23 protein-coding genes are annotated in these 22,371 nt (G+C 68.6%); 9 read left to right on the forward strand and 14 right to left on the reverse strand.

Annotated features, from left to right (window positions below; all coding sequences use genetic code 11):
- Positions 1–186: 186 nt before the first annotated feature.
- Positions 187–1,398 carry a D-amino acid dehydrogenase gene (locus AC1DYK_RS24120; RefSeq protein ID WP_478168584.1) on the reverse strand — a complete coding sequence of 404 codons (1,212 nt, stop codon included), beginning with the start codon at positions 1,396–1,398 and terminating at the stop codon, positions 187–189.
- Positions 1,399–1,606: 208 nt separating this feature from the next.
- Between AC1DYK_RS24120 and AC1DYK_RS24125 the strand changes: the two genes are divergently transcribed.
- From AC1DYK_RS24125 to AC1DYK_RS24140, 4 genes are all read left to right on the forward strand, one after another.
- The gene (locus tag AC1DYK_RS24125) at positions 1,607–2,491 is read left to right on the forward strand and encodes a transporter substrate-binding domain-containing protein (RefSeq protein ID WP_478168585.1); all 885 of its coding nucleotides are present in this window, start codon (positions 1,607–1,609) and stop codon (positions 2,489–2,491) included.
- Between the two features lie 97 nt (positions 2,492–2,588).
- The gene (locus AC1DYK_RS24130; RefSeq protein ID WP_478168586.1) at positions 2,589–3,497 is read left to right on the forward strand and encodes a dienelactone hydrolase family protein; all 909 of its coding nucleotides are present in this window, start codon (positions 2,589–2,591) and stop codon (positions 3,495–3,497) included.
- Between the two features lie 78 nt (positions 3,498–3,575).
- Complete coding sequence (locus AC1DYK_RS24135) at positions 3,576–4,460, forward strand: ZIP family metal transporter (RefSeq protein ID WP_478168587.1); 885 nt, start codon at positions 3,576–3,578, stop codon at positions 4,458–4,460.
- Positions 4,461–4,575: 115 nt separating this feature from the next.
- Entirely contained in the window at positions 4,576–4,809 is a 234-nt protein-coding gene (locus AC1DYK_RS24140) for a hypothetical protein (protein ID WP_478157496.1), read from the forward strand.
- 230 nt (positions 4,810–5,039) lie between these two features.
- Here AC1DYK_RS24140 and AC1DYK_RS24145 read toward each other — a convergent pair whose 3' ends face one another.
- A complete protein-coding gene (locus tag AC1DYK_RS24145) occupies positions 5,040–5,249 on the reverse strand; it encodes a dodecin (protein WP_442281728.1) in 210 nt (69 codons plus the stop codon).
- Between the two features lie 74 nt (positions 5,250–5,323).
- Between AC1DYK_RS24145 and AC1DYK_RS24150 the strand changes: the two genes are divergently transcribed.
- Positions 5,324–6,604, forward strand: coding sequence for an alpha/beta hydrolase (locus AC1DYK_RS24150; protein ID WP_478168588.1), 1,281 nt, complete (start codon positions 5,324–5,326; stop codon positions 6,602–6,604).
- A 17-nt stretch (positions 6,605–6,621) separates the two neighbouring features.
- Here AC1DYK_RS24150 and AC1DYK_RS24155 read toward each other — a convergent pair whose 3' ends face one another.
- The 7 genes from AC1DYK_RS24155 to AC1DYK_RS24185 all read right to left on the reverse strand — a co-directional run bounded on the left by AC1DYK_RS24155 (position 6,622) and on the right by AC1DYK_RS24185 (position 13,202).
- Positions 6,622–7,224, reverse strand: coding sequence for a DUF3299 domain-containing protein (locus tag AC1DYK_RS24155; protein ID WP_478168589.1), 603 nt, complete (start codon positions 7,222–7,224; stop codon positions 6,622–6,624).
- Positions 7,225–7,226: 2 nt separating this feature from the next.
- On the reverse strand, positions 7,227–8,489 hold the full coding sequence (locus AC1DYK_RS24160; protein WP_478168590.1) for an ABC transporter permease: 1,263 nt from the start codon (positions 8,487–8,489) through the stop codon (positions 7,227–7,229).
- A complete protein-coding gene (locus tag AC1DYK_RS24165) occupies positions 8,486–9,163 on the reverse strand; it encodes an ABC transporter ATP-binding protein (protein WP_478168730.1) in 678 nt (225 codons plus the stop codon). The genes AC1DYK_RS24160 and AC1DYK_RS24165 overlap by 4 nt, the downstream gene beginning before the upstream one ends.
- A 91-nt stretch (positions 9,164–9,254) precedes the next feature.
- Positions 9,255–9,800, reverse strand: a complete 546-nt coding sequence (locus AC1DYK_RS24170) for a DUF2796 domain-containing protein (RefSeq protein WP_478168591.1) — start codon at positions 9,798–9,800, stop codon at positions 9,255–9,257.
- Positions 9,797–10,714 carry a sulfurtransferase gene (locus tag AC1DYK_RS24175; RefSeq protein WP_478168731.1) on the reverse strand — a complete coding sequence of 306 codons (918 nt, stop codon included), beginning with the start codon at positions 10,712–10,714 and terminating at the stop codon, positions 9,797–9,799. Before AC1DYK_RS24175 ends, AC1DYK_RS24170 begins: the two co-directional genes overlap by 4 nt.
- Positions 10,715–10,879: 165 nt before the next feature.
- Complete coding sequence (locus AC1DYK_RS24180) at positions 10,880–11,812, reverse strand: DMT family transporter (protein ID WP_478168592.1); 933 nt, start codon at positions 11,810–11,812, stop codon at positions 10,880–10,882.
- Positions 11,813–11,951: 139 nt separating this feature from the next.
- Positions 11,952–13,202: an aromatic ring-hydroxylating oxygenase subunit alpha gene (locus AC1DYK_RS24185; RefSeq protein WP_478168593.1), complete on the reverse strand. Its 1,251-nt coding sequence runs from the start codon at positions 13,200–13,202 to the stop codon at positions 11,952–11,954.
- Between the two features lie 243 nt (positions 13,203–13,445).
- Here AC1DYK_RS24185 and xseB point away from each other — a divergent pair, with 243 nt between their 5' ends.
- The 3 genes from xseB to dxs all read left to right on the forward strand — a co-directional run bounded on the left by xseB (position 13,446) and on the right by dxs (position 16,597).
- Complete coding sequence (gene xseB, locus AC1DYK_RS24190; protein WP_478168594.1) at positions 13,446–13,712, forward strand: exodeoxyribonuclease VII small subunit; 267 nt, start codon at positions 13,446–13,448, stop codon at positions 13,710–13,712.
- A 100-nt stretch (positions 13,713–13,812) separates the two neighbouring features.
- The gene (locus tag AC1DYK_RS24195) at positions 13,813–14,730 is read left to right on the forward strand and encodes a polyprenyl synthetase family protein (RefSeq protein WP_478168595.1); all 918 of its coding nucleotides are present in this window, start codon (positions 13,813–13,815) and stop codon (positions 14,728–14,730) included.
- A 16-nt stretch (positions 14,731–14,746) separates the two neighbouring features.
- Complete coding sequence (gene dxs / locus AC1DYK_RS24200) at positions 14,747–16,597, forward strand: 1-deoxy-D-xylulose-5-phosphate synthase (protein ID WP_478168596.1); 1,851 nt, start codon at positions 14,747–14,749, stop codon at positions 16,595–16,597.
- Here dxs and AC1DYK_RS24205 read toward each other — a convergent pair.
- The 5 genes from AC1DYK_RS24205 to AC1DYK_RS24225 all read right to left on the reverse strand — a co-directional run bounded on the left by AC1DYK_RS24205 (position 16,594) and on the right by AC1DYK_RS24225 (position 21,167).
- Positions 16,594–17,322, reverse strand: a complete 729-nt coding sequence (locus tag AC1DYK_RS24205) for an ABC transporter ATP-binding protein (protein WP_478168597.1) — start codon at positions 17,320–17,322, stop codon at positions 16,594–16,596. The two genes, dxs and AC1DYK_RS24205, sit on opposite strands and share 4 nt — an antisense overlap.
- Positions 17,319–18,116 (reverse strand): ABC transporter ATP-binding protein, encoded by a 798-nt coding sequence (locus AC1DYK_RS24210; RefSeq protein ID WP_478168598.1) that lies wholly within the window; start codon positions 18,114–18,116, stop codon positions 17,319–17,321. The genes AC1DYK_RS24205 and AC1DYK_RS24210 overlap by 4 nt, the downstream gene beginning before the upstream one ends.
- Positions 18,113–18,976 (reverse strand): branched-chain amino acid ABC transporter permease, encoded by an 864-nt coding sequence (locus tag AC1DYK_RS24215; protein WP_442281715.1) that lies wholly within the window; start codon positions 18,974–18,976, stop codon positions 18,113–18,115. Before AC1DYK_RS24215 ends, AC1DYK_RS24210 begins: the two co-directional genes overlap by 4 nt.
- A 7-nt stretch (positions 18,977–18,983) precedes the next feature.
- The gene (locus AC1DYK_RS24220) at positions 18,984–19,865 is read right to left on the reverse strand and encodes a branched-chain amino acid ABC transporter permease (RefSeq protein WP_478088633.1); all 882 of its coding nucleotides are present in this window, start codon (positions 19,863–19,865) and stop codon (positions 18,984–18,986) included.
- A 150-nt stretch (positions 19,866–20,015) separates the two neighbouring features.
- Positions 20,016–21,167 carry an ABC transporter substrate-binding protein gene (locus tag AC1DYK_RS24225; RefSeq protein WP_478168599.1) on the reverse strand — a complete coding sequence of 384 codons (1,152 nt, stop codon included), beginning with the start codon at positions 21,165–21,167 and terminating at the stop codon, positions 20,016–20,018.
- 115 nt (positions 21,168–21,282) lie between these two features.
- Here AC1DYK_RS24225 and AC1DYK_RS24230 point away from each other — a divergent pair, with 115 nt between their 5' ends.
- Positions 21,283–22,365 (forward strand): TRAP transporter substrate-binding protein, encoded by a 1,083-nt coding sequence (locus AC1DYK_RS24230; RefSeq protein ID WP_478168600.1) that lies wholly within the window; start codon positions 21,283–21,285, stop codon positions 22,363–22,365.
- Positions 22,366–22,371: the final 6 nt, after the last annotated feature.

Here is a 22,371-nt window from a genome sequence, read left to right on the forward strand (position 1 = left end):
AGGCGGGGTCCGCGCAAACTCGCTGCGCTCAGACACGCGCGGCCCTTGATCCGCCTGAAGCTGCGCTCCTCAGCGGCGCAGAGGGGATCGCCCGTCCCGCACCGCATGCCGGGCTTCGGGGTGTTCAACGGCCAGCTGCGCCTCCAACGCCGATGAAACCCCACCGCCGTCGCGCGAGAGAAATCCCTATCTCGTCAGCATCTCCCCCACCCGCTGCGCCGACCCGAACGCCAGCGTGAACCCCAACGCGCCATGCCCCGTATTGAAGATCATGTTCGACGGCGCTCCCTCCAGCCGGCCGACGATCGGCACGCCCGTCGGCGTGGCCGGGCGCATGCCGGTCCAGGGGTGCAGCGCATCGAGCTTGCCGGCCTGCGGGAACACCGCGCGCGTGGCCTCGGCCAGGGTCTCGATACGCGCTGCGGGGATGCTCGCGTCATGTCCGACCAGTTCGGCCATGCCGGCCACCCGCAGGCGCGAGCCGATGCGCGCGAACACCACCTTGCGGGTGCTGTCGGTCACGCTCATTCGAGGTGCGGCGCCAGGCGCCGGATCGACGTCGACCGTGATGCTGTAGCCCTTGAGCGGGTACACCGGCAGGTAGACGCCCAACTGGCGCCCGAACCGGTGCGAGGCGGTGCCCAGGGCCATCACGAAGGCATCGGCCTCGATGTCGCCGCCGGCGGTCTGCACCGCGGCCACACGGCCGCCGCGCGGGTCGAATCCGTGGATCTCGGTGTCGAGCATGAAACGCACACCGCGTTCATCGAGCGCCCGCACGAGCTCCGTGCAGACCTTCAGACAGTCGGCCGCGCATTCGCTGGGCGTATGGATCGCGCCGGCGATCTGTGCGCGGTAGCTGGCCAGCGCCGGCTCGATGGCCACGCACTCGTCGGCCGTGACCAGGCGCTGTTCGCTGCCCATCGCGCGCTGCAGATCGAGCTGTCGCTGGGCGCCCGCCAGCGACGCCGCGCCGGCGTAGAGCACCAGCTTGCCGGTGGCGGAGAAGTCGCAATCGGGCGCGACGTCGGCGCGCATGGCCTCGAAGGCCGCGCGGCTCCGGGCCGCGAGCGCCAGCAGGCGGGCGGTGCTCTCGCGCGAGGTGCGGGCGTTGCAGGCCGCCAGGAAGGCCAGGGCCCAGCGCCATTGCAGCGGGTCCAGTTGCGGACGCAGCTTGAGCGGGGAGGAGGGCGAGAGCAGCAGCTTGGGCAACTGCTTCCAGATCGACGGGTCGGCCAGCGGCTGCACGTATGAATAGCTCAACTGCGCTCCATTGCCGCCGCTCGCGCCGGCGCCCGGCGCGGCGCGGTCGACCACGCTGACCTGGTGACCCTCGCGGTTCAGTTGCCAGGCAGTGGCCAGGCCCACGATGCCGGCCCCCAGCACGCAGACGTGCATGACGCTTTCCTCTCGCTGTTGTCGGATCGGTCGACTCTAGGCCCGCGCCGCAGCGCCGGGAAATGCCAAAAGAAAGACGGCCCATAGCCAAAGCGCATGGCTTGCCAGCCCATAACTTTTGGTCATGGCCGGCGGTGCCAAAGGAATTGTGACCGGCGCGTGAATGATTCCTACACTTCGTCTCCTTCCACCAGCCGAAAGGGCTCGCATGAAACTCTCCGCATCGATGGCTGCCGTTCTCCTCGCCGTTGCCGCCACGGGCGTCCAGGCCGCCGACACCCTGGCCAAGATCGCCGAGACCGGCAAGATCACGCTGGCCTACCGCGAATCGTCCGTGCCCTTCAGCTACCTCGACGGCCCCAACAAGCCGATCGGCTTCTCGGTCGAGCTGTCCAACGCGGTGGTCGAGGCGGTCAAGAAGAAGCTCAACAAGCCCAACCTGGAGGTCGCGCTGATGCCCGTGACCTCGCAGAACCGCATTCCGCTGATCACCAACGGCACCATCGACCTCGAGTGCGGATCGACCACCAACAACACGGCGCGCGCCAAGGACGTCAGTTTCGCGATCAACCATTTCTACACCGGCACCCGGCTGCTGGTGAAGAAGTCCTCGAAGATCAAGAACTACGCCGACCTCGCGAAGAAGACCGTGGCCAGCACCACCGGCACCACCAACGCCCTGGTCATGCGCAAGTACAACGCCGAAAAGAACCTCGACATGGACATCGTGCTCGGCAAGGACCACGCCGATGCCTTCCTGCTGGTCGAGGGCGACCGCGCCGCGGCTTTCGCGATGGACGACATCCTGCTGTTCGGCCTGATCGCCAACGCCAAGAACCCGGCCGACTTCGAGGTGGTCGGCGACGCATTGCAGGTCGAGCCCTACGGTTGCATGCTGGCCAAGGACGACCCGGCCTTCAAGAAGCTGGTGGACGACACCTTCATCGGCCTCATGAAGAGCGGCGAGTTCGAGAAGATGTACACCAGGTGGTTCATGCAGCCGATCCCGCCCAGAGGCGTGCCGCTGAATCTGCCGATGAGCCCGCAATTGCGCGAGAACATCCAGTCGCCGAGCGACAAGCCCGCGACCTGAGCGGCACGGCAAGCGCACCCCGGTCGATTCGCATACAGTGCGGCCTGCGCCTCGCGCGCAGCGCTTTCCCTCCGACGAATCCACAGGAGTCCGCCGCATGCCCCAACACCAGACCGGTTCCGATCTGCAAGCCGAATTCGATTCGCTGCGCCCCGGCGACAGCACCGTCCACGGCGCCACGCGCCGCACCGCGCTCAAAGCCGCGATCGGCGTCGGCTATGCCGCCGCGACGTTGCCGATCGCGGCGCAGACCGTGGTCAAGACCTCGACCGACGGCCTCGTCGCCGGACCCGTGACGTACACGGTCAACGGCTTCGAGGTGCCGGCCTACGCAGCGGCTCCGGCGGGCAAGACCGACCTGTCGGTGGTGCTGGTGGTGCAGGAAATCTTCGGCGTGACCGAGTACGTCGCCGACACCTGCCGCCGCTTCGCCCAGGCCGGCTACCTGGCGATCGCGCCCGAGCTCTATGCACGGCAGGGCGACCCCAAGGGCTATTCCGACATTCCAAAACTGCAGGCGGACATCGTCAGCAAGGTGTCCGACGCCCAGGTCATGGCCGACCTCGACGGCGCGCTCAAGTACGCGGCCGCCCATGGCGGCGACGTGAGCGATGCCGCCATCACCGGCTTCTGCTGGGGCGGGCGCATCGTCTGGCTCTATGCGGCGACCGGCAAGGTCAAGGCCGGCGTGGCCTGGTACGGGCGCCTGGTCGGACAGGCCGGCGAGCGGACGCCGAAGCACCCGGTCGACGTCGCCGCCGGCCTGAAGGCGCCGGTGCTGGGCCTCTATGGCGGCAAGGACCAGGGCATCCCTCTTGACACGGTTGATAAGATGAAGGCTGCCCTGGCCACCGGCACCCCGGCGGCCAGGGCATCGCAGTTCGTCGTGTACCCTGAAGCGGGCCATGCCTTTCATGCCGACTACCGGCCCAGCTACGTCAAGGGAGCCGCCGAGGACGGCTGGAATCGCGCCCTGGCCTGGTTCAAAGCCAACGGTGTGGCCTAGCCGCCTCCGTCAGCCGCGTTCCGCCGAAAGCCGTCCGATGGGCGGCTTTTGTTTTTGCCTCCATAGCGCGAAGCCGTCATGAATTTGTTAGCCATCATCGCCGCGACCCTGGTCGCGGGCATCGGAAGTGTCTGGATTGCCGCCCTGCTGCTGCGCGTGGGCGTGCGCAGCGGCGCCGGCGGCGTCAACCCGCAGCATCTGCTGAGCCTGGCCGCAGGCGCCTTGCTGGCGACCGCCTTCATGCACCTGCTGCCGGAAGCCTTCGAGAGCCACATCGCGCCGGGGGTGCTGTTCGGGGTGCTGCTGTTCGGGCTGGTCTTCTTCTTCCTGCTCGACAAGGCGGAGCTGTGGCACCACGGGCACGAGCACCACCAGGAGCACGAGCACGAGCACGGTCACGACCACGCGCATGCGCACGGCCATTCGCACGACCATGGGCCTTCGTCGCGGGGTGGCGGCTGGGCGGTGCTCACCGGCGACAGCGTGCATTGCTTCGGCGACGGCATCCTGATCGCCTCGGCCTTCACCGCCGACCTGCGCCTGGGGGTGGTGGCCGCGATCGCGGTGCTGGCGCACGAGGTGCCTCACCACATCGGCGACCTGGTGGTGCTGCGCCAGAGCTCGCCCAACCATCGTGCCGCCCTGGTCAAGGTGTCGCTGGCCGGCACCATGACCGCGCTCGGCGGGCTGGTGGGCTGGTGGCTGGTCGACCAGCTTCACGGCTGGCTGCCGTATTTCCTGGTGCTGGCGTCCAGCAGCTTCGTCTACGTCGCGCTGGCCGACCTGATCCCGCAACTGCAGAAGCGCCTGCCCGCGCGCCAGACGGCGTTGCAGATCGCCTGGCTGGTGGCCGGGATCCTGCTGGTCACCTTGGTGAGCCGGCTCGCGCATGCCGATCACGACCATGCGCACGACGGGTCCGACCCCGACCACGCGCACGAATCCCCGGACCACAGGCACTGAATGGACACCCGGGGGGCTTTCTGACAAGCTCATTTGTCCCTGCACCAATGAGGCTGATTCGGCAGGGGCGCCCACAGGGGTGCATCATGTCAGGCATCAGCCAAGGAGCCCGATCATGAGCAGCGCCGACCCCCCTCTGCGTTCCGGAGAAGCCGCAGACGAACCCGAGATCGACGAGTCCGATGACGCCTTGCCCGAGGAGGAAGAGGAATTCGGTTCGTCCGACGCCGAGGCCACGGACGAGCTCTCCGAAGAAACCGGCATCGACCTCACCGACGCCAGCGAACTCGACGCCGACAACGTGCCGGCCGACGAGGAGTTCGACCGGGTGATCCAGGCACCGGACTGACTGACTGACGCTCGCCCCCAGGTCGAGCTCACTGCGTGTAGCTCTCCCACCCCCTACCGGGGGCAACACCAGCGGCCCGGCAAAGCCGGTTCCGCGGTGTACTGAGCTCCCCCCCAGGTTGGGCTCACTTCGTGTAGCCCGCCCACCCCCTACCGGGGGCAACACCAGCGGCCCGGCAAAGCCGGTTCCGCGGTGTTTCACCAACGAGGCCTGGCTGCGCCGGCCTTGGGTCAGCTTTCCAGGGTGAAGCCGATTTTGAGCGTGACCTGCCAGTGTCCGACCTTCCCGTCGACCACGTGGCCGCGGGTCTCGGTGACCTGGAACCACTGGATGTTGCGCACCGATTCGCTGGCCTTGGCGATGGCTCGGCGCACGGCGTCGTCGCTGCTGGTCGGCGAGGAGCCGGTGAGTTCGAGAAGCTTGTAGACATGGTCTGACATGGTGGTCTCCTTCTTGAGGACGCCATGGTGGCACGTCCGGACGGTCTGTGGGCGGCTCCCTATACTTCCGGCGCATGCGCAACCTCGAATTCGGAATCACCAGGGCAGCCTCGGTCTTTCTCATGCTGTTGACGGCCGCCCTGCTGGCCGGCTGCGATGCCCCCGTGCGCCTGATGCCGACCCCCGTGAGCTTCAGCAACGGCGACGTCGATCCCTTCGAGAAGATCGGCGAGAAGCTGCAGACCACCGAGGTCCCCGTGCTGTACGCCACCAACCGGCTGGCGCTGATCGAACATCCGGATCCCGTGCACACCATCGTGCCCACCGACGATCTGCGCATGGGCGTGGCGCACGTCCGGGTCGGCGACGAGACGCTCGACTGGGAGACCCTGCACCGGCTCTCCACCAGCGCCGATCCCGACGAGAGGCCGCTCGTCCAGCTCGAGCGCCTCGAACAGATGGCGGTGCTCAAGTCCGATGAAGAGGTGAAGAAATCGCCCGAGGCGCAGGCCTTCTTCGCGCTTGTGAACAAGGCCCTGGCCGCGAGCCCCAACAGCGAGCTGCTGATCTACGTGCACGGCTCCAACAACACCGTGCCGCGCGCGGCGGCCCAGGCGGCGCAGTTCCGCCACTTCACGGGGCGGCGCATGGTGGTGCTGGTCTTCATGTGGCCGTCGGCGGGTTCGATCCTGCGCTACCTGACCGACGTCAACAACGCGGCCAGCACGGTCGAGCCCTTCGCGCGGATGGTCGAGCTGCTGGCCGAGAACACCACGGCTTCGAAGATCGACGTGCTGGCCTACAGCGCCGGTGCGCAGGTCCTGAGCCCCGCGCTGGTCCGCCTGGGCACGCCGCGGCCCGGCGAGACGCGCGCCCAACTGCAGCAGCGGCTTCGGCTGGGGCAGATCTATTTCGCGGCGCCCGATATCGACACCCGTCGCTTCGTGAACGAACTGGGCGGGTACATCGACATCATCGAGCGCGTGAGCATCGCGGCCAACCTCAACGACTCGGTGCTTCGCTTCGCGGCCATCGTCGGCCGGGCCTCGCGCGCGGGCCGTCCCGACGTGACCGAACTGGACGAGGAGCAGACCCGCTTCCTGGTGGAGGCGTCGCGCAAGCTGCGCTTCGACCTGATCCGGGTGGACCCGAAGGACATCCCCAATCTGCCGGAGAGCTCCCACGCCTTCTGGTACGACGATCCGTGGGTCAGCGGCGACATGCTGGGGCAATTCCTGCTCAACGCGCCGCCGTCGCGGCGCGGGCTCGACGAGCAGCTGACACCGGGCGGCGCGCGCTACTGGCGGTTCCCGGCCGACTTCTACGACCGGATCTACCGGCTCTTCAGCCGCTAGCCAGCGTCGGGCAGCCCCTACTGCTTCGGGGTGCCGCTGTACTTGGTGACGCTGTCGGCCGTGACCTGGTAGCCGCTCACGCCCATCATCGAGTCGTTGCGCACGGTCTGGAGCGTGCCCGTGACCCACACCGTGTCCATGGCGCGGAACTTGGCGCCCTGCTTGGGGCGCACGTGCAGGATCTGGTTGGCCGGCGGCGGCGGCGTGTGGATGCAGGCGCCGAAGTAGGGCACCAGCAGGAATTCGGTGACCTCGCCCTTGTTCTCCTCGAGCGGCACGATGAAGCCCGGGATCTTCACCTCGACGCCGTTCAGCGCCGGGTTGGTCGGCGCGTTGTTGGAGACTTCCTGCAGCTTCATGAGCAGTTCGTTGGCGCGCGGGTCGCTGTCGTCGAGCTTGCTCAGGTCCATGCCCTTGAGCTCTTTCATCGGGTCCCAGTCCTTGGGCACCAGCTCTTCCCAGCTGATGAGGCGCGGCTGCCCCGGCACGGCCTTGGCCTCGGCGGCCTTGCCGCCCAGCGGCTGGGTCGGCGAGGTGGCTTGCGGCGCGGGACCGGCAGCGAGCGCGCTGCCGGCCATCGCCAGCGAGAGCAGTGTCGGAAGAAGAGGGCGCAGCGTCATGTTCATATCCTCGGTGAGAGGCCGTCGGCCAGCGAGAGCCGGTAGGCCCGGATGCCCGGCAGCAGGCTGGCCAGCCAGCCGGCCGCCACCAGGCTCGCGAGCAACAGCCATTCGTTCAGTGTAGGTTCGGACAGCGAAAGCGCGAGTCCGAAGTGCGATTGCAGCCAGGGCGACAAGCCGGCGATGCCGAGCGCCGCGAGTGCGACGCCGAGAACCACGCCCAGCAGCGTCACGATGGCGCCCTCGAGCGCCAGCAGCGCGAGCACGTGGCGCAGGCTGGCGCCGACCGCGCGCAGCACCGCCAGTTCGCGGCGCCGTTCGTTGAGGCTCGCCATCACCACCGACACCAGTCCGGCCAGGCTCACCAGCGCGACCAGCGCCGACATCAGCAGCAGCGCGTTCTCGCCGATGCCGACGACGCGCCACAGTTCGTCGAGCGCCACGCCCGGCAGGATCGCCATCAGCGGCTCGCCGGTGAAGGTCGAGACCCAGCGCTGCACCGCGAACACCGCGGCCCGGTTCTTCAGGCCGACCAGCGCCGCGGTCACGGTCTTGGGCGTGAGGTCGAACTTGCGCACCTGCTCGGCCGCAATCCTGAGCCCGGGCATCGGCGCGCCGCCCATCCATTCCAGGTGGATCGCCTCCATCGCCTCGAGCCCGATGTGCACCGTGCGGTCCACCGGCGTGCCGGTGCGCGCGAGCACGCCGACCACCGCGAAGGGCTTGTCGGCATGCTCGGAGACGTTGAGCTCGCCGCTGCCGTGCGCCAGCGTGATCTTCTGGCCGACGTGGTAGCCCAGCGCGTCGGCGACTTCGGCTCCGACCACCGCGTCGAACAGCTCCGAGAAGGCCTTGCCCTCGCGCAGCGCGAGCGGCTGGCGATTGCCGTAGCGGAAGTGCTCGAAGTACCCGGGCGTGGTCGCCAGCACCGAGAAGCCGCGATGCGAGTCGCCGAGCGACAGCGGCACCACCCAGTCGACGCCCGGGTGCGCCGCCAGCGCCTGCACACTCTGCCATCGCATGTTGTTGGTGGCCGCGCCGATCCGGAACACCGAGTACAGCAGCAGTTGCGTCGAGCCGGTGCGGGCGCCGACGATCAGATCGGTGCCCGAGACGGAAGAAGAAAAGTTCTGGCGCAACTCGGTGCGGATGCGCTCCACGCCGAGCAGCAGGAAGGTCGCGAGCGCGATCGACAGCACGGTGAGCGCGAGCGTGAATCGGCGGTTCCAGGCGCTGCGCCAGGCGATGCCCAGCAGGGCGCTCATTCGAGCCCCCCCGCCTGCCGATTGATCTCGGGCAGCAGCACGTGGCGCGAGAAGCGCCCGGCGATGCGCCGGTCGTGGCTCACGAAGACCAGCGCGCTGTGGTTCGCCTCGCAGGCCGCGAGCAGCACGTCGAGAAAGGCTTCGCGCCGGTCCTCGTCGAGCGCCGAGGTGGGCTCGTCGGCGATCACGACCTCGGGGTGGCCGATCAGTGCGCGTGCGGCGGCCACGCGCTGCTGCTGGCCGACCGACAGATGCATGGCCTGGCGCTGCCACAGGCCGGCGTCCAGGCCCATGCGGTCGAGCAGGTCCCGGGCCTGCGCGCTGGCCGAGCCCTCGCGCGAAGCCCGTGCCATGCGCCGTCCCGAGAAGCGGCAGGGCAGCAGCACGTTGTCGAGCACGCTCAGGTAGGGCAGCAGGTTGAACTGCTGGAAGATGTAGCCCACATGGGCGACCCGGGCACGGTCGCGCGCGGCGCCCGAGAGCCGGGCCCAGTCGTGGCCGAGCAGCTTGACCTGGCCGGCCTCGGCGATCAGCACGCCGGCCAGCAGCGACAGCAGCGTGCTCTTGCCGCAGCCGCTCGGGCCGTGCAGGAACACGGCCTCGCCGGCATCGACCTCGAAGCGCTCGATGTCGATGCACGGCCGCTCGGCGCCAGGCCAGCCGAAGCGCAGCATCTGCGCCGAAAGGACGAGGCTCACTGGAGAACCTTCGCGCGGCGGCGCTTCGGTGCCCGCCTTCGCAGCGGCCGGGCGGCTCGCGGCCGGATCACTTGCCCCAGGCGAGCCGCGCGGCCGGCCGCTTCAGCGTGCGCTTGAACTGGCCCTGCGGCGCGGCGATCTGGGCCTCGATCTGGCGCGGGCCCTTGAAGGCGGCGAACAGGTCGATGTCGATGAACTTGGCGGCTGCCGCATTGGTGCAGTTGAAGGCGAAGCTGCCATCGAGGTCGGCATGGCCTTCGCCGGCGCCTTCCTCGCTCTTGCCCAGACCCAGGGCCGTGGAACGCAGCGTGACCGGGCCCAGCTTGCAATTGGCGCTGGGGTCGATCTTGAAGCGCTGGTCGGCCGCGCGCAGTTGCGCGACGGCTTCCTCGGCGGCCTTCTTTTCGGCCTCGGTGCGAGGCGCACGCTCGAAGCCGACGAAGTTGTCGAGCGGGGATTCCATCTCGATGACGATGGCCGGGCCGTCGATCACGACGTTGAGCCTGATCTGTCCATGGACATGGGCGGACGGGCTCTGGGCCGGTGCCGCGAAGGGCGTTGCAAGGACAGCGGTGAGGGCGAAGGTGGCGAATGGGCGTCGGAAAAGGGTCATGCTTGGGCGCCTTGCCGGGTCGGCAGCCCCGGCGTGTTGCTCCATTCGCTCCAGCTGCCGGCATAGAGCGCGGTCGGCCCGAGGCCCGCGATCTGCATGGCGAGCAGGTTGGGCACGGCGCTCACGCCGCTGCCGCACTGGTGGACGACCGTCGCGGGATCCCGGCCCGCCAGCAAGCTGTCGAACTCGGCGCGCAACTGCGCGGCCGGCTTGAACTTGCCGTCGGGACCGAAGTTCTCGGTGAAGGGCCGGTTCACGGCCCCCGGGATGTGACCCGCGATCGGGTCCAGAGGTTCCACCTCGCCGCGATATCTTGCGCCGGCGCGGGCGTCGACCAGTGTCTGGCCGGCTTGCTCGAGCCGCGCCGCCACGGTCTGCGTGTCGACCAGCTTCAGCAGCGGCTCGCCGACCACGAAGTTCGACTGGAAGTGCGCGGGTTCCTCGCGGTTCGTGACCTCGCCGCCGGCCGCCTGCCAGGCCGGGAGCCCGCCGTCGAGCACGGCCACGGCTTCGTGGCCCATCCACTTGAGCATCCACCAGAGCCGGCCGCAGTAGTTGGCGCCGTTGCGGTCGTACACCACCGCCTGCATGCCGTTGGCGAAGCCGACGCTGGACAGCCAGGCCGCGAAGCGCTCGCGGCTCGGCAGCGGATGGCGGCCGCCCGACGCCGGCGGGCCGTCGTCCCGCGACACCACCACGCCGTGCGCGCCGGGCACGCCGTGCTTGGCGCTGAGGTCGGTGTCGAGGTTGGCATACACGGCGCCCGGGATGTGGGCCGCGCGGTACAGCTGCGGGCCGGCGTCGGGCTTCATCAGCTCGAAACTGCAGTCGAACACCATCGAGGCCGTGCTGCCGGCCAGCAAGTCCTGCAGCTGTTCGGCGGAAATCAAGGTGGTGAAAGAAGGGTTGTGCATCATGGCCTCGACGAAAAGCAGATTGTCCAACGATACCTGCGCTCCTTGCCTCTTTGCCTTTGCCTGTTCGTGAAACACCGCGGAACCGGCTTTGCCGGGCCGCTGGTGTTGCCCCCGGCAGGGGGTGGGCGGGCTACACGCAGTGAGCCCAACCTGGGGGCGAGCCTAATGCTCTTCGGCGGGCGCCTTGGGCAGCGAGCGCTGGCGCAGCACGGTGGCGGCGATGCCGCTGGCCACGATCAGCGCCATGCCGGCCCAGCCCGCGGCGTCGATGCGGTCGCCGAACAGCAGCACGCTGTAGATCGCGGCGAAAACGATGCCGGAGTATTGGAGATTGGCGACCACCAGCGTACCGCTTTCGGTCTTGGCGCTGGCGTAGGCGCGTGTCATGCAGAGCTGCCCGAGCGCCGCCAGCACGCCGACCGGCAGCAGCCACAGCGCATGGCTCCAGGTCCAGCTGGCCCAGGGGGTGGCGCCGCCCAGCAGCGTGCCCAGACCGCCCGCAACGGCCGAGCCGACCGCGAAATAGAACACCGTGCGCGCCTCGGGCTCGCCGAGCCTCGACAGCGCCACCACCTGCATGTAGGCAAAAGCGGCCGTGAGGCCCGACAGCAGGCCCAGGAGTCCGGCGAAACCCTGGTTGTCTCCCACCGTCGGCTTGAGCATCAGGACGACGCCGCCGAAGCCGGCCAGCACCGTGAGCACCAGCGGACCCTGCAGCGGCGGCCGCGGCAGGCTGCCGTCGCGGCCCGGCGTCGGCACCCAGGCGAGCAGGGCGCCGCCGACCAGAAAGGCCGCGATCCAGACGCTGCTCATGTAGTTCAGCGTCATCGCGGTGGCCAGCGGCATGTGGGCGATGGCATAGAACCAGGCACCCAGCGACACGACGCCGATCAGGCTGCGCCAGGCGTGCATGCCGGGATAGCGGGTGGCCAGCGAGACGCCGCGGCTGCGCGCCAGCACCCAGAGGAACACGATGCCGATCAGGCCGCGGTAGAAGACCAGCTCGGCGCTGGAGAACCAGGCCGAGGCGTACTTCACGCACACGCCCATGGTGGCGAAGATCAGTGCGCCCAGCACCATCCAGAGCGCTTGCATCAGGCGCTGACCCCCAGCCTCGCCCACTTCGTGTGGCTCGGGCACCCCCTCCCAGGGGGCAACACCCGCGGCCCGGCAAAGCCGGTTCCGCGGTGTTTCACGAACGGGCCTGGCTGTGCCGGTCGAGGGGCTGGGGTGTTCAACGGCTGCGCGCAGTGCGCCCGTTCGTGGGCTGCCGTGGAACCGGCTTTGCCGGGCCCCCGGCAGCGCCCCCGGCAGGGGGGTGGCGGCCAAACGAAGTGGGCAAGCCTGGGGGTGAGCTCATTTCTCTGCGGTACCACTCGTGGAACTGCTGCATGCCGTCTTCCATCGGGCTCTGGTAGGGGCCGCTCTCGTCGTCGCCGCGCTGCATCAGCGCGCGGCGGCCGGCGTCCATGCGCTCGGCGATCTCGTCGTCCTCGACGCAGGTCTCCATGTAGGCGGCCTGCTGGGCATCGACGAACTCGCGTTCGAAGGCAACGATCTCCTCGGGGTAGAAGAACTCGACCATGTTGAGCGTCTTCTGCGGGCCGACCGGATGCAGCGTCGAGACCGTGAGCACGTGCGGATACCACTCGACCATCACGTGCGGGTAGTAGCTGAGCCAGATCGCACCGTACCTGGGCGGATGGCCGTTGCGGTATTTCAGCAATTGCTCCTGCCAGCGCTGGTAGACCGGACTGCCGGCGCGGCCCAGCCGGTTGGCCACGCCCACGGTCTGGACCGAGAAATGGTGGCCGAACTCCCAGCGCAGGTCGTCGCAGGTGACGAAGCTGCCCAGCCCCGGATGGAACGGGCCGACGTGGTAGTCCTCGAGGTAGACCTCGATGAAGGTTTTCCAGTTGTAGTTGCACTCGTGCAGCTCGACGCGGTCGAAGGCATAGCCATCGAAATCGAGGTCGAGGCGGGGACCGATCCGGCCGAGGTCGGCGGCGACGTCGCGTCCGCGGCCGTTGGCGTTCTGCTCGAACAGGAGCCCGTTCCACTCGTTCAGCGGGTAGTTGTGCAGGTTGAGACAGGGGTCCTGCTCGAAGTGCGGCGCGCCGATCAGCGTGCCGGTGGTGCGCGAATCGGCGGCCGCGTAGGTCCAGCGGTGCAGCGGACACACGATGTTGCCGCCGGCCTGGGCCTCGAGCTGGCCGCGGCCTTGCAGGATCAGGGCCTGGCGATGGCGGCAGACGTTCGAGATCAGCTCCACCCCCTTGGGCGTGTGAACCAGGGCGCGACCCTGCTGCTCCTGGGGCAGCGTGTGGAAGCTGCCGGGCTCGGGCACCGCGAGGCGGTGGCCGACGTAGCGCGGCCCGTTGGCGAAGAGCGTTTGCAGCTCGCGGGCGTAGAGCGCCTCGTCGAAGTACGCGGAAACCGGAAGTTGGCTCGAAGCCTGCTGCAGTTGAAGACTTAAATCAGACATGGGTGACCTGACCAAGCTCCCCACAGGGAGAGAGAAATGGAACGGAAGGCTGCCGTCGAGGAATGCAGACGGCCCGAAGGGAGGGCGCCGGCAGGGCCGGCTTTTGGGAGACGGGGATTGTACCCTCGGCGAACCCATTGGATGAGCCGCGTGCCGCGTGCTGCGGCGGGCGCTCCCTGGGGGCGTCCGCCGCAGCGCTCTGCCCCCCGCCCTAAAATGGCAGGTTTCACGCCAAACTCCTGAATGCCCAAGGTGCCATCCTCCCCATCGGCCGCCGTGCCTGCCCCGCCCGACACCGGCGCCCTGCCCACGAGCTACGAAGCCGGGCTCCAGGAGCTCGAACAACTCGTCACCGAACTCGAATCCGGCCAACTGCCGCTCGACCAGCTGCTCGGCAGCTACCAGCGTGGCGCGGCGCTGCTCGCGTTCTGCCGCGAGCGCTTGCAGGCGGTCGAGGATCAGATCAAGGTGCTCGACGCGGGCAGCCTCAAGGTCTGGGCCGCCGAATGAGCGGCGCCCGCACCGCAGTGCGAAGCACGGAGGTTTGCATGAGCGGCGCCCGGCCGCCCGAAGGCGCTCGCACCGCAGTGCGAAGCACGGAGGTTTGCTTATGAGCCGCCCGGACGCCCGGCGCTGGGACGCGGCGCGACTGGCCGCATGGAGCGAGCCGCATCTGGCGCGCGTCGAGGCCGCGCTGTCGCAATGGGTCGGCGTCGATGCCCCGGCGCAGCTTGGCGACGCCATGCGCTATGCGGTGCTCGACGGCGGCAAGCGCTTGCGGCCGCTGCTGGTGTTCGCGGCCAGCGAGGCGGTGGCCGGCCGGCCACCGGCCGCCTTGCGCGCTGCCTGCGCAGTCGAGCTGATCCACGCCTACTCCCTGGTGCACGACGACCTGCCGTGCATGGACAACGACGTGCTGCGCCGCGGCAAGCCGACGGTGCACGTCAAGTTCGGCGAAGCCGGCGCGCTGCTGGCCGGCGACGCCCTGCAGGCGCTGGCCTTCGAACTTCTCACGCCCGCCGGCGACGAGGTGGCGCCCGCAGTGCAGGCCCAGCTCTGCCGCCTGCTGGCCGCCGCCGCCGGCAGCCAGGGCATGGCGGGCGGCCAGGCGATCGACCTCGCCAGCGTCGGCCTGGCGCTCGACGAGGCGCAACTGCGTGAAATGCATCGGCTGAAGACCGGCGCGCTGCTGCAGGGCAGCGTCGAGATGGGCGCGGCCTGCGGCGATACGCCATCGACCGCGTCGCTGGCCGCCTTGCGCGACTATGGCGCAGCGCTCGGGCTGGCTTTCCAGGTGGTCGACGACATCCTGGACGTCATCGCGGATTCGGAAACCCTCGGCAAGACCGCCGGCAAGGATGCCGCGAGCGACAAGCCCACCTATGTGTCGCTGCTGGGCCTGGCAGGCGCCCGCGAGCAGGCCGGCGAGCTGCTGGCCCAGGCGCTCGCCGCACTCGATCGCAGCGGGCTGGCGGACACCGGTGCGCTGCGGGCGCTGGCCCACATGGTCGTGGATCGCGACCGATAACAACAAGACACTCCCCATGGCTCCGCTGCTTCCCACTCTCCACGATCCTTCCGCGCTGCGCCAGTTCGACCGTGCGCAGCTCAAGCAACTGGCCGACGAGGTGCGCACCTGCGTGCTCGACAACGTGTCGCGCACCGGCGGCCACCTGAGCTCCAACCTCGGCACGGTCGAGCTCACGGTCGCCCTGCACCATGTCTTCAACACGCCGCACGACCGGCTGGTGTGGGACGTGGGCCACCAGACCTATCCGCACAAGATCCTGACCGGCCGCCGCGAGCGCATGCCGAGCCTGCGCCAGCTCGGCGGCATCTCGGGCTTTCCGCAGCGCAGCGAGAGCGAGTACGACACCTTCGGCACGGCGCATTCGTCGACCAGCATCTCGGCCGCGCTCGGCATGGCGATGGCCGCCAAGCAGAAGGGCGAGGACCGCCACTCGGTCGCGATCATCGGCGACGGCGCGCTGACCGCCGGCATGGCCTTCGAGGCGCTCAACAACGCGGGTGTCTGCGACTGCAAGCTGCTGGTGATCCTGAACGACAACGACATGTCGATCAGCCCGCCGGTCGGCGCGCTCAACCGCTATCTGGCGCAGCTCATGAGCGGCAACTTCTACGCCGCGGCCAAGCACGTCGGCAAGAGCGTGCTGCGCGCCGCGCCTCCGTTGTTCGAATTGGCCAAGCGCTTCGAGCAGCATGCCAAGGGCATGGTGGTGCCGGCCACGCTGTTCGAGCAGTTCGGCTTCAACTACGTCGGCCCGATCGACGGCCACGACCTCGACTCGCTGGTGCCCACGCTCGAGAACCTCAAGCACCTGGACGGCCCGCAGTTCCTTCACGTGGTCACCAAGAAGGGCCAGGGCTACAAGCTGGCGGAGGCCGATCCGGTGGCCTACCACGGGCCTTCCAAGTTCGATCCCGCGGTCGGCCTGGTCAAGCCTGCCACCGCGCCCAAGCAGACCTTCACGCAGGTCTTCGGCACCTGGCTGTGCGACACGGCGGCGCAGGACGGCCGGCTGGTCGGCATCACGCCCGCGATGCGCGAGGGCTCGGGGCTGGTCGAATTCGAGCAGCGCTTCCCTGGCCGCTACTACGACGTCGGCATCGCCGAGCAGCATGCGGTCACCTTCGCCGCCGGCCTGGCCTGCGAGGGCCTGAAGCCGGTGGTGGCGATCTATTCCACCTTCCTGCAGCGCGCCTACGACCAGCTGATCCACGACGTCGCGATCCAGAACCTGCCGGTGGTGTTCGCGCTCGACCGCGCCGGCCTGGTGGGGGCCGACGGTGCGACGCACGCGGGGGCCTACGACATCCCGTTCCTGCGCTGCATCCCGAACATGAGCGTCGCCTGTCCGGCCGACGAGGCCGAATGCCGGCAACTGCTCACGACGGCGTATGCGCAGAGCCATCCGGTGGCGGTGCGCTACCCGCGGGGCGCGGGTGCCGGCGTCGCGCCGCATCTCACGCTCGACGGATTGCCGTTCGGCAAGGGCGAGATCCGTCGCGAAGGCCAGCGCATCGCGGTGCTCGCCTTCGGCACCTTGCTCTATCCGGCGCTGCAGGCGGCCGAGGCGCTCGACGCCACGGTGGTCAACATGCGCTGGGCCAAGCCGCTCGACGTTGAGCTGCTGCTGAAGGTGGCGGGCACGCACGACGCGATCGTCACCCTCGAAGAGGGCGCGATCATGGGGGGTGCGGGCAGTGCGGTGCTCGAAGCGCTGCAGGCCGCCGGTGTGCAGAAGCCGGTGCTGCAACTGGGGTTGCCCGACCGCTTCATCGAGCATGGGGATCCGGCCAAGCTGCTGGCCGGGATCGGGCTGGACGCAGCGGGGATCGAGCAGTCGATCCGCGCGCGCTTCGGCCAGACCTAGCCTCCCAGGTACGCGTCCTGCACCTTCGGGTTGCCCAGCAGTTCGCGGCCGCTGCCTTCCAGCACGATCTTGCCGGTTTCGAGCACATAGGCGCGGTCGGCGATCTTGAGCGCCTGGCGCACGTTCTGCTCGACCAGGAACACGGTCAGCCCGGCCTTGTTGATCTCGCGCAGCGTGCGGAAGATGTCCTGCACGATGATCGGCGCCAGCCCCATCGACGGCTCGTCGAGCAGCAGCACGCGCGGCTTGGCCATCAGTGCGCGGCCGATCGCCAGCATCTGCTGCTCGCCGCCCGAGAGGTTGCCGGCCAGCCCGTCGGCGCGTTCCTTCAGGCGCGGGAACAGCGTGTAGACGTGGTCGAGGTCGGCGGCGCGCTGCGCCCGGCTGTCGCGCCGGGTGTAGGCGCCGAGCTCGAGGTTCTCGCGCACGGTCAGCGTGGTCAGCGTGGCGCGGCCCTCGGCCACCTGCACCATGCCGGAGGCGACGATCTTGTGCGGCGACAGCGAGCTCAGGTCCTGGCCGCCGAGCAGCACGCGGCCGGCCGCCTTGGCCACCAGGCCCGACAGCGCCAGCAGCGTGGTCGACTTGCCGGCTCCGTTGGCGCCGACCAGCGTGGTGATCTGGCCTTCGTGCAGTTCGAAGTCGATGCCCTTGACGGCCTCGATATGGCCGTAGGCGACCTTGAGCCCCTCGACCTTCAGCAGCGGGGAAGAAGACGCGCTCATGCGGAAGCTCCCTCGTTGCTCGCTTCGTCTTCTTCGCGGCCCAGGTAGGCCTCGATCACCTGCGGATCGTTGCGGATCTCGTCGGGCCCGCCGCGCGCGATGATGCGGCCGAAGTTCAGCACGGCGATGTGCTCGCACAGGCCCATCACGAAGCGCATGTCGTGTTCGATCATGAAAATGGTGTAGCCACGGCCGCTGATGTTGCGGATCTCGTGCATCAGGTCGGTCTTCTCGCTGCTGTTCATGCCGGCGACGGGCTCGTCGAGCAGCAGCAGCTTCGGTTCGGTGGCGAGCGCGCGCGCGAGTTCGAGCTTGCGCTGGTCGCCGTAGGAGAGGTTGTCCGCGGTGTCGTCGGCCTTGTGGTCGAGCTTGACCCACGAGAGCAGTTCGCGCGCACGGTCGCGCGCGCGCCGCTCCTCGCTGCGGAACAGGCCCGACGAGGCCAGCAGGCCGAAGCCGCCATAGCGCAGCTTGGCGTGCATGCCGACCATCACGTTCTCGAGCAGCGACATCTCCTTGAAGATGCGGATGTTCTGGAAGGTGCGCGCGATGCCGCCGCGCGTGATCTCGTGCGGCTTCACGCCGGCGAGGTCGCGGCCTTCGAAGCGGATCGTGCCGCCGGTGGTCGGCAACAGGCCGGTGGTCAGGTTGAAGACCGTGGTCTTGCCGGCACCGTTGGGGCCGATCAGCCCGAAGATGCCGCCCTGCGGCACCTCGAGGTTGACGTCCTGCAGCACCTTGAGGCCGCCGAAATGGCGCGACACGCCGTCGAGCTGGAGCAGAGGGGTCGTCATGCCGCGACCCCCTTGCGTCCGAACCATTGCCGGAAGCGCGCCGGGTCCCAGATGCCCTTGGGCAGGAACAGCACGATCAGCACCAGGATCACGCCGTTCACCACGAGGCGGAAGTCGCCGAAGGCGCGCAGCGCCTCGGGCAGGATGGTGAGGATCACGCCGCCGAGCACCGGGCCGGTGAGGCCGTTGATGCCGCCCAGCACGGTCATCGTGAGGATGTCGACGCCGCGGTCGAAGCCGAATTCGTTCGGGCCGATGAAGAAGGTCTGGTGCGCATTGAGCACGCCGGCCAGGCCGGCGATCGCGCCGCCGAGCACGAAGGCCAGCATCTTGTGGGCGCCGACGTCGATGCCCATCAGGCCGGCGGCCGTCTCGTCTTCCTTGATGGCTTCGAAGGCGCGGCCGACCTTGGAGCGGCGCATCCGCCACAGGCCCATCAGCACCAGCACCAGCGCCAGCCCGACGTGCCACCACTGGGTGACGGGCGGGATGCCGTTGAGGCCCAGCGCGCCGCCGGTCAGCGACTCGGCGTTGAGCACCACGATGCGCACCACCTCGCCGAAGGCCAGCGTGGCCATCGCGAGGTAGACGCCCGAGAGCCGCAGCGTCGGCTTGCCGATCACGAAGGCGGTGAGCGCCGGCGCCGCGATGCCGGCCGCGATCGCGACCGGGAAAGGCACGCCGTAGGTCATCGTGAGAATCGCCGAGGTGTAGGCGCCGATGCCCATGAAGGCGGCGTTGGCCATCGCCAGCATGCCGCACGAAAGGGTGAGCCAGATCGACAGCGCGAGCAGGGCGTTGGTGCCCAGCGTGAGCACCAGGTTGCTGTAGACCGACCAAAAGTTGTTGAGTGCGTCCATGATCGGGTCAGACCTTGCGTTCCTGCATGGAGCCGAACAGGCCCTTCGGACGCACCAGCAGCACCAGGAACAGCAGTCCGAACGCGACCGCGTCGCGCATCGTCGAGCCGATGTAGGCCACCGACAGCACCTCCGCGAGGCCGAGGAACAGGCCGCCCAGCATCGCGCCGCGGATGTCGCCCATGCCGCCGAGGATGATCACCGCGATGCCCTTGTGCAGCATCGGCTGGCCCATCAGCGGGAACACGGCGTTGGAATAGAGTCCGATCAGAACGCCGGCCAGGCCACCGAGCGCGGCGGCCGCGAACGAGGTCAGGAAGAACAGGCCCTCGACGTTGATGCCGAGCAGGTAGGCCGCCTTGGGCGATTCGGCGATCGCGCGCAGCGCGCGGCCGAGCTGGGTGCGCTTGAGCGCCACCATCAGCACCGCCATCAGCACGAAGGACAGCAGGATGATGCCGAGCTCGAGCGCGGTCAGGTGCAGGCCCGCGAGGTCGAGCGATTCGCCCGACACCACGCCGGCCGGGAAGCGCACGTTCTCGGCGCCGAAGATGCCCTGCACGCCGTTGTTGAGGATGATCGCGACGCCGATGGTGGCGATCATCGGGATCAGGTGGGGGGCATTGCGCGCGCGCAGCGGCTTCAGCACCAGGAAGTCGATCAGGAGGCCCAGCAGGCCGCAGAAGACGAAGGCGAACAGCAGTCCGGCCCACAGGGGCAGCTCGAAACGCGCCATGGCCTGGACCGCGGCATAGGCGCCGACCATGAAGACCGCGCCGTGCGAGAGGTTGATGACGCCGAGCACGCCGAAGATGAGCGTGAAGCCGAGCGCAAAGAGCGCATAGACGCACCCGAGCGACAGTGCGTTGACAAGTTGCTGTTCAAGCATTGGAGTTTCCGTTCCGGAAAAAAGCGGGGCCGGCCAAGCCGGTCCCCGCTGTTCGTGAAACACCGCGGAACTGGCTTTGCCAGGCCGCTGGTGTTGCCCCCGGCGAGGGGGTGGGCGGCTACACGAAGTGAGCCAACCTGGGGGAGAGCCTTATTTCGCGATTACGAACTCGGAGCCCTTGGTCACGCTGACGATCGGGGTCTGCTGGGCGTCGTAGCCGGCCGGCTTGCCGGTCTTGTCGGTGGCGCGGCGGAACTGGAAGGCGCCGGTGGCACCGGTCCACTTGGCGTTCGGCAGCGCGTCGCGCAGCGCCGCACGGTCGGTCGTGAGGTTGCCGGTCAGCTTGACACCCTTGAGCGCCTGGGCCGCGATGTACATCGCGTCATAGGCTTGCGCTGCGAACTGGTCGGGCGCGGTCTTGTACTTGTCGTTGTAGGCCTTGATGAACTTGCTGTTCTCGGGCGTCGCGTTGCTGGACGACCAGGGGCTGCCGACATAGAGGTTGTCGGACTGGCCCTTGGCGAGCTCGAACACCTTGACCGAGTTCATGCCGTTGCCGCCGATGATCGGCACGTTGAGGCCGAGCTGGCGGGCCTGCACCATGATCGGCGCACCTTCGGCGATCAGCGCCGACAGCACGATCGCATCGGCGCCGCTGGCCTTGATCTTGGTCAGCTGGGCCTTGAAGTCGACGTCGCCCTTGGCGAAGGTCTCGGTGGTGGTGACCGGGATCTTCAGGTCTTCGAGCGCCTTCTTGAAGTTGTCGTAGCCGCTCTTGGTGAAGACGTCGTCGTTGCCGTAGAGCACCGCGACCTTCTTGATGCCGGCGTTCTTGACCGCGGTCTTGATGGTCTCGGGCAGCACGTCGGCTTCGGTCACCGAGTTGCGGAACACGTGGTCGCCGATCGAGGTGATGCCGTCGGCGGTGTTGGAGGTGCCGAAGGCCACGGTCTTGGCGGCCTGGGCGATCGGGTCGGCGGCCTGGGCCGAGTTCGACAGGGTGGGGCCGAAGACCATCAGCACCTGGTCCTGGAAGATCAGTTTCTTGAAGACGTTGATCGCTTCTTCCTTCTTGCCCTGCTCGTCGGCGACGACCAGCTCGATCTTGTTGCCGTTGACGCCGCCGGCCGCATTGATCTCGGAGGCCGCGAGCTCGAAGCCGTTGCGGATCGCCACGCCGTACTGGGCTGCACCGCCCGACAGGGCTTCGGCAACGCCGATCTTCAGGTCGGCGGCTTGGGCAGCGAAGGCGGCGAAAGTCGCCAGGGCCAGCAGCGAAGTCTTGAACGGGAGTTGTCTCATTGGAAGGATCTTTCGGGGAAAGGAAGGAACGGGGCGGCCATTTTATAAGGTGTGCGTTCAGTGATTCCTACAATCGCGCGTCCCCGTCTTGCGGGATTTCCTGGAGTTTCACTCGATGCAGCGTCGTTTTCTGATTCAGCGTGGCGGTATCGCCGGCGTGCTGGCGGCCGGCATCGCGCCGGCCGCGCATGCGCAGGCGCTGACGCGCTGGCGCCTGGCGTCGAGCTTCGCGAAGTCGCAGGAACTGCTCTTCGGCGCCGCCGAGGCCCTCGCCAGGAAGGTCGGCGAGATGAGCGGCGGCCGGTTCCAGATCGAGGTCCATGCCGCGGGCGAGCTGATGTCGCCCCAGGGTGTGCTGGACGGCGTGCAGCGCGGCGCCATCGAGGCCTGTCATACGGCGGGTTCGTTCTTCTTCGACAAGAACGAGGCCTTTGCGCTCGGGGCGGCGATCCCCTTCGGCATGAATGCGCGGCAGTTGAGTGCGTGGATGACAGAGGGCAACGGCCTGAAGCTCAGCCGCGAGTTCCACGCCGGCTTCGGCGCGCTCTGTTTCCCGTGCGGCAGCGCGGGCGCCCAGCGGCTCGGCTGGTTCGCGCGCGAGATCCGCAGCGTGCGCGATTTCAAGGGCCTGAAGGTCCGCTTCGACGGCCTGGCGGGGCGCGTGCTCGCGCGCCTGGGCGCGGTGGTACAGGGCCCGGCGACGGGCTTCGACATCCGGGACGCGCTCGCCAAGGGCGCCATCGGCGCGGCCGAGGGCCTGAGCCCCTACGACGACCAGAAGCTCGGCCTGCCCAAGGTCGCGCGCATCTGCCATTTCCCGGGCTGGTGGTCCGGTGCGATGCAGCTCGACCTGCTGGTGCACCAGAAGGCCTTCGATGCGCTCACCGCCGAGTACAAGGCCATTCTGTCGGCCGCCAGCGCCGCGGTGCATGCCGAGCTGCTGGCGATGTACGACGCCCGCAATCCGGGGGCGCTGCGGCAGCTGGCCAGCGCCGGCGCGCTGATGAAGCCCTTTCCCGGGCCGGTGCTGGATGCCGCCTTCAAGGAGTCGATGGCCTTGTGCGGCGAACTGGGCGCGCGCAACCCGGCGTGGAAGAAGATCCACGACGACTACCGCGCCTTCCAGCAGAACCAGTTGTTCGCCGACCGCTTCACCGAGGCGCCGTTCGACGCCTACCTGCAAGGCGCAAAGCTATGAGGCGGC

This window comes from Variovorax sp. P2_H12 (assembly GCF_056403395.1).